5 protein-coding genes and 1 pseudogene are annotated in these 6,485 nt (G+C 37.7%); all 6 read left to right on the top strand.

Features of this window, described 5'->3' with window-relative positions; genetic code table 11:
• Positions 1-894, top strand: coding sequence for an ABC transporter permease (locus tag KHA95_RS07250; RefSeq protein ID WP_213136802.1), 894 nt, complete (start codon positions 1-3; stop codon positions 892-894).
• A gap of 100 nt (positions 895-994) precedes the next feature.
• A complete protein-coding gene (locus KHA95_RS07245) occupies positions 995-1,870 on the top strand; it encodes a carbohydrate ABC transporter permease (RefSeq protein ID WP_213136801.1) in 876 nt (291 codons plus the stop codon).
• Between the two features lie 235 nt (positions 1,871-2,105).
• The gene (locus KHA95_RS07240) at positions 2,106-3,206 is read left to right on the top strand and encodes a prenyltransferase/squalene oxidase repeat-containing protein (protein WP_213136805.1); all 1,101 of its coding nucleotides are present in this window, start codon (positions 2,106-2,108) and stop codon (positions 3,204-3,206) included.
• Positions 3,207-3,247: 41 nt separating this feature from the next.
• The gene (locus KHA95_RS07235; protein WP_213136804.1) at positions 3,248-4,489 is read left to right on the top strand and encodes an MFS transporter; all 1,242 of its coding nucleotides are present in this window, start codon (positions 3,248-3,250) and stop codon (positions 4,487-4,489) included.
• A gap of 202 nt (positions 4,490-4,691) precedes the next feature.
• On the top strand, positions 4,692-6,197 hold the full coding sequence (locus KHA95_RS07230; RefSeq protein ID WP_481748416.1) for an extracellular solute-binding protein: 1,506 nt from the start codon (positions 4,692-4,694) through the stop codon (positions 6,195-6,197).
• Positions 6,198-6,279: 82 nt separating this feature from the next.
• A pseudogene (locus KHA95_RS07225) lies at positions 6,280-6,485 on the top strand (sugar ABC transporter permease); the annotation flags it as partial.

The raw sequence follows: 6,485 nt of genomic DNA, 5'->3' as shown, positions 1-6,485 counted from the left end.
ATGCGTCGAATTAAGAAAAACAAATTGCTGTATTTAATGATCACACCAGGTCTACTTTATTTCTTTATTTATAAATATGTTCCGATGTATGGTCTGATTATTGCCTTCCAAGATTATAAACCATATAAAGGGATTAGCGGCAGTGATTGGGTTGGTTTTGAACATTTTATTCGTCTTTTTTCTGAACCAACCTTCTGGATGATCTTTAAAAACACACTCATTTTATTCGGGTTAAACTTATTCATTTACTTCCCGATTCCGATTATCTTGGCGTTGATGTTAAACGAAGTACGTGTCCATGCTTTTAAGCGTACCGTACAAACATTAATTTACATCCCGCATTTCATGAGCTGGGTTATTATCGTATCGATCAGTTATGTGTTGCTTACGATGGACGGCGGACTTGTGAATGGGTTGTTAGAAATGTTTGGCTTCCAAAAAATCAACTTCCTTTTAAATGAAAATTGGTTTAGACCGATGTACATTACACAAATCATTTGGCGTGAAGCTGGATGGGGAACGATCATTTTCTTGGCTGCCATTGCGGCGGTTGACCCTTCGATGTACGAAGCAGCTCGGATGGATGGAGCGAATCGCTTCCAACAAATTTGGCATATAACATTGCCAGCGATCAAAAGTGTGATCATTATTCTCTTAATCTTAAAAATCGGTGATGTGCTAGAGCTTGGTTTTGAACACGTTTACTTATTATTGAACGCATCGAATCGTGAGGTTGGAGAAATCTTTGATACGTACGTATATGTGACAGGCTTAAAGCAAGGGCAATACAGTTACAGTACAGCGATCGGCTTGTTCAAAGGATTAGTCGGATTGATTCTCGTCATGGGTGCTAATAGACTAGCGAAGAAGGTCGGCGAAGAAGGAATCTATTAATGGTGTAGTGCCGGCGCTTTTCTCAAAGCTCATTTTAATATTTATTGGATCTTTGAGAAGCTAATCAAGGGCCTGTACTACTTAAATAGGAGGGAAATTGATGGTTGAAGATAAATCACTAGGCAGCCGTCTGTTTAATTATACGAACACGTTCTTACTTGTCATTATTGCACTCGTGACAGTGCTGCCATTTATTCACGTTGTTGCGAGTTCATTTACAACAAGTGCCGAGCTTGCACAAAAACGATTTGTACTGTTTCCAACAGAGTTTAGCTTAGCGGCTTATAAATATATTTTCTCAACGGATACGATTTTTAAAGCATTGTTAGTATCAATCGGTGTCACGTTATTAGGAACGTTATGGAGTATGTTCCTATCAACGCTTACGGCATATGGATTGTCACGCAGAGATTTAGTCGGACGTAAACAAATTATGTTCTTCGTAATTTTTACAATGCTCTTTAACGGTGGGATGATCCCGACGTTCTTAGTCGTTAAACAAACGGGCTTGCTTGACTCGCTTGCATCGCTCGTCATTCCCGTTTCAATCAACGTCTTTAACATGATCATTTTACGGAGCTTCTTCCAAGGGCTTCCAGAAGGATTAGTTGAATCGGCGAAAATTGATGGCTGTAATGATTTTGGGGTTCTATTCCGAATTGTGATCCCATGTTCAATGCCAGCGATCGCAACGATCTCCCTGTTTTATGCGGTCACATACTGGAACACGTATATGCATGCGATTTTATATATTAACGATTCAGCGAAATGGCCTGTACAAGTATTGCTTCGGCAAATCGTCGTGCTTGCGAGCGGTATGAACTATGATAGTGCAGAGTTTACGGATATACCGCCACCAGAAATTACGGTAAAAATGGCCGTTATCGTTGTCGCAACGATCCCTGTATTGTTAGTGTATCCATTCTTGCAAAAGCATTTTACGAAAGGTGCATTACTAGGATCATTGAAAGAGTAAACTAGAACTTCAATAAATGGGGGTTAGAGCCCCCATTTATAAGAAAGTGCAAAGGATTAGAAGCAATTATGGAGCGATGGCTGTTGTGCCAATCGTCTTTGTCCCTGCATTGGGCAGGGGCAGAACCAGAACCACTCGTACATCAGGTGCCATAATCTCTCATCTAAGAAATCTTAAAGTGAGGTCTCATGGCACCTTATATGCGAATAAATGATATTAGATGGAGATGTGATGAATGCATAATAGTGAATTAGCAAGATTAGATACGATCTTTGAAGGATTCTTTGATTGGCTTGCAAAGCAGTATGACCGAACATCTGGCGGATTTTATTATGCGCAAAGCTCTATCGATGACCAACGTTTTACGCCGGATATTGAGTCAACAGCTCAAGCGATCAATATACTATTAAGAAATGAATTAATAACATTGATGCCCGCAGAAATGCGGGCTAAAATGGTTCACTTTTTCCAAAACAAACAAGATCCAGAATCGGGATATTTTTATGATGAGAACCCGGCGATGAAACAGGATGAAGTAATGGTAAGCCGTGCATTAAATTATTCCACTGGCTCGTTGAGAAGATTAGGAAGCAATCCACTCTATTCTTTACCTGTACTTGCAAATCAAGCACCGGATTTTATCAAAAGCCCAGAAGCATATGCTGAGAAATGGAAAAGTATTTCTTTAGTGAACAGTTGGCGCGGATGTGATTTACTCGCTTCATCATGTATTTATATTGGCCAAATGCCTTTAGATAAACAAAAGCCATTCGTTGATCATGCGGTTCAATATTTAGAAAGTATTCAAGACCCTGAAACTGGATTATGGGGAGAAGGAAGCTTATATGTACAAATTTCGGGCACATTCAAGCTTCATACATTTTATCGAAAACATCAAATTCCGATGCCAAGAATCGATAAAATTTATCAAACGGTTTTACATTGTTTAAGAACAGAGAACGCCAAAGATATGTGTTATATTCGTAACCCGATCGATTTATTATCTTATATGAATGTAGCGATTCCTGAACATGAATTAACAGAGATCATTCGGATTACGATTGATAACATTACAAAGCTAAAACGCCCTGATGGTGGATTTTCAAGGGAAATCGATCATTCACCAGTTGCTCCAAACGTAGCGCAAGTGAAAGCGGATGAATACTATCCGAATATGCCTATACCTGTGCCATTAAGCAATGGATTATATGAAGGTGATATGAACGCGAGTACACAAGCGACATTAATCAGATTACAATTACATAAGCTACTCGGAATCCATGCGGAACCATTAAAAGAAGCTAAACGATTTTATTCCGCATTAGCAAGCATTTAAGAGAGAGTGGAAGAAATAGACAGAGAGAAGTGTAATAGATTATGTTTCGAATGGCTAAGGAGAAAAGATTTACGCAACAAGCGGTCATCACACTAATGAATCACTCGATTTATCAATTTGGAAATTCAATGTCACTCATCTTTCTTAATCTTTATTTATGGAGATTAACGAATAGTTTACTTATTAATGGTCTATTTAATTTAATTGCACTTTTTGCTCAGGCGATAACAACTTTTTCGATTGGAAAAATAGCTAAGAAAAAAGGACGGTTAATGGCTTATCGTTCAGGTATTTTTATTACGACACTATTCTACTTCTTTGTGTTAATCGCTCAAGAGCATATTGTGAGTTATTTTGCTTTTTTCGCTTTACTTAAAGGTATCGGTCAAGCGCTTTATTGGTTAGGGTATTTTACAATCGTCCACGAAGTATCAACGGATAAAAATCGCCATCGTTATTTAGGTTGGAATCAAATTGTAACGAATGGCACAAACTTGGCAGGACCAGCTGTTGCCGGATTTATCATCGGTTTATATGCAGGTTTTCAAGGATATATGATTGTGTTTGCGGCAGCTTTTATCATGTTTATCATTGCAGCGGTTGGGAGCTTACAGATTAAAAAAGAAGAAACTCATCATCGAGCTTACTATATGAAATATTTACCGCAAATGATCAAGAGGGAACCAGGATTCACAAAAACATTATTCGGTTGGTTTGTCATTGGATTTCCCCATGGGATCTTATCATTCATTCCGTCGATTTTATTATATAATATTTTTCAGGAAGAACAGTCTGTCGCCTATTTAAATGTCGTTTTTTTAAGTCTATCGATCATTGCGAGTTATATGATTTCGCGCTTTGCTAGAATGGAAGGAACTGTTTTATATTTGACCATTTCTGCGGCAGGGTTGATGCTATCGTCCTTTTTCCTTTTATCAGAAGTTGCGATCTGGTCTGTCGTTTTATTTATGTCGATTCAATCTTTATTCAAACCATTGCAACAGAACTCATATGAGGCTTATTATTATAGTTGGGTGAATAGACTCCCATTAAAAGAAAATTTTCGCGTTGAAACGATTGTTTTACGAGAAGCGATCATTAACCTTGGAAGAGGGATGGGGATTATTCTATTTTTAATTTTTTCAAGAGATATTCATACATCTTCGATACCATGGATCATTTTTGCCGTAGCAGCATTTCAATGGCTTATTCCATATTTGGCAAATGATCAAAAACCTACTTCGCTTAAAAAGCGTTCAAGTATAGGCGAACGATTGAACTAAGAACAATGCGAGCCATAGTAAAGCTCGCATTGTTCTTTCTTTATTTTGACATGTAATCATTTTCTTAGATTAGGGTCGAACAATGCCGATATTTCGCTTGTTTTCAGTTATATATGACGAAGTGATTATTTACGAAATCGAGCAAGTCCATGTATGGTTGAATTAGCAAGTCACACATCATAGAAAATAGGAGATGAAAATTTTGTTGAAATCAAAGAAACGGATATTAGGCACAAGTTTGGCACTATTATTAGGAATCGGTTCCTTAGCGGCTTGTTCTTCAGGCGATGGTGCAAGTGGAAAAGATAGTGGACCAAAAGAATTTACAATTATGACCACATTGCACACACCTGAAGTACCTTCAGATAAAATTGAAAAGCTTCTTGAAGAGAAGACAGGTGCTAAAATTAATATTTCTTGGGTTCCAGATGGTAACTATATAGAAAAGTTAAATTCGGCATTTGCTACTGGAACATTGCCTGAAGCGACATTTTTAGGAAATACGACGACATTCCTTCAATTTAAAGAAGCCATTCGCGACGATCAGTTCTGGGAAATTGGCCCACTATTGGATGAATTCCCGAATTTGAAAAACTTAAACGAACAAGCATTGAAAAACACATCAGTAGATGGAAAGATCTACGCACTGTACCAAGGAAGACCTGCTGCACGTTCTGGTTTAATTTACCGTAAGGATTGGGCAGATAATCTAGGCTTATCAGCTCCAACGAATATTGATGAGTTTTATGAAATGGCGAGAGCCTTTACGGAAGACGACCCAGATGGAAATGGTAAAAATGATACATTCGGTTTAGCGGATCGAAGCGATTTAATTTACGGTGCATTTAAAACGGTTGCATCCTGGCACGGAACTCCGAATGGCTGGGGCGAGAAAGATGGTCAAGTTCTACCTGAGTTTATGTTCTCTGAGTATGTAGATACAATGAAATTCTTTAAAAAATTACGTGATAACGGCTATATGAACCAAGACTTCCCAGTAACGAGCAAAGATGATCAGCAATCATTCTTTAAGAGCGGTGATGCTGGTATGTATGTAGGATCAATGGGAGACGTATTTGCGATCAACAACGATGCAGTCAATATTAACCCGGATGTAGAGTTCGATGTGCAAAACAAAATTGAAGGCCCAAATGGTGAATATAATATTTGGTCATTGCCTGGTTATGGATCGATCGTTTTATTCCCGAAATCTGCGGTTAAAACAGAAGAAGATTTAAAACATATTTTAGAGTTCTTTAATCAGTTAGTAAGTCCTGAACTATCAAACTTGCTTTTCTGGGGAATCGAGGGTGAACACTACACAGTTGAAGATGATGCAGCATTGCCAATTGCTGATGCGAATATTACAGATCGTGAAGTGAAGCCTTACCAAGCACTGGAAATTGGTGAGCCAGAAACAAATGGCCGTTATGAAGGTTTAGCAACATATGAGGTAAGGAAAAAGGCAGAAGAGTTAATTAAAGATAATAATAATTATTTAGTTCCGGATATTAGTATTCCATTAGAATCTCCAACTTATATTGAAATTGGTGAAAGATTGAATCAAATGATTACAGATGCAACATATAAATTTATCCTTGGTCAAATGGATGAAAGCGGATTTGACAAAGTGATTGAAGAATGGAAAAAAGCCGGTGGAGACAAGATTATCGATGAATTCACTGAGGATTATAAAAAGCAAAATTAATAGAAAACAGATGAAGGCTGTTGAAATTTGACAGCCTTTTCTTCTACTAAACATGAAATCTTTCTATGAAAGGACGTCAGCTATGAATACTGAAACAGCGATCGAGCCTGTACAAGAAGTCGTAGAAAAATCGTCGATGCGTGCAGAGCTGATGCGTCGAATTAAGAAAAACAAATTGCTGTATTTAATGATCACACCAGGTCTACTTTATTTCTTTATTTATAAATATGTTCCGATGTATGGTCTGATTATTGCCTTCCAAGATTATAAACCATATAAAGGGATTAG

The organism is Bacillus sp. FJAT-50079, from assembly GCF_018343515.1.
GTDB lineage: Bacteria > Bacillota > Bacilli > Bacillales > Bacillaceae_C > Lederbergia.
Note: the sequence above shows the minus strand (reverse complement) of the source record. Positions and strands in the feature narration are given on the sequence as shown.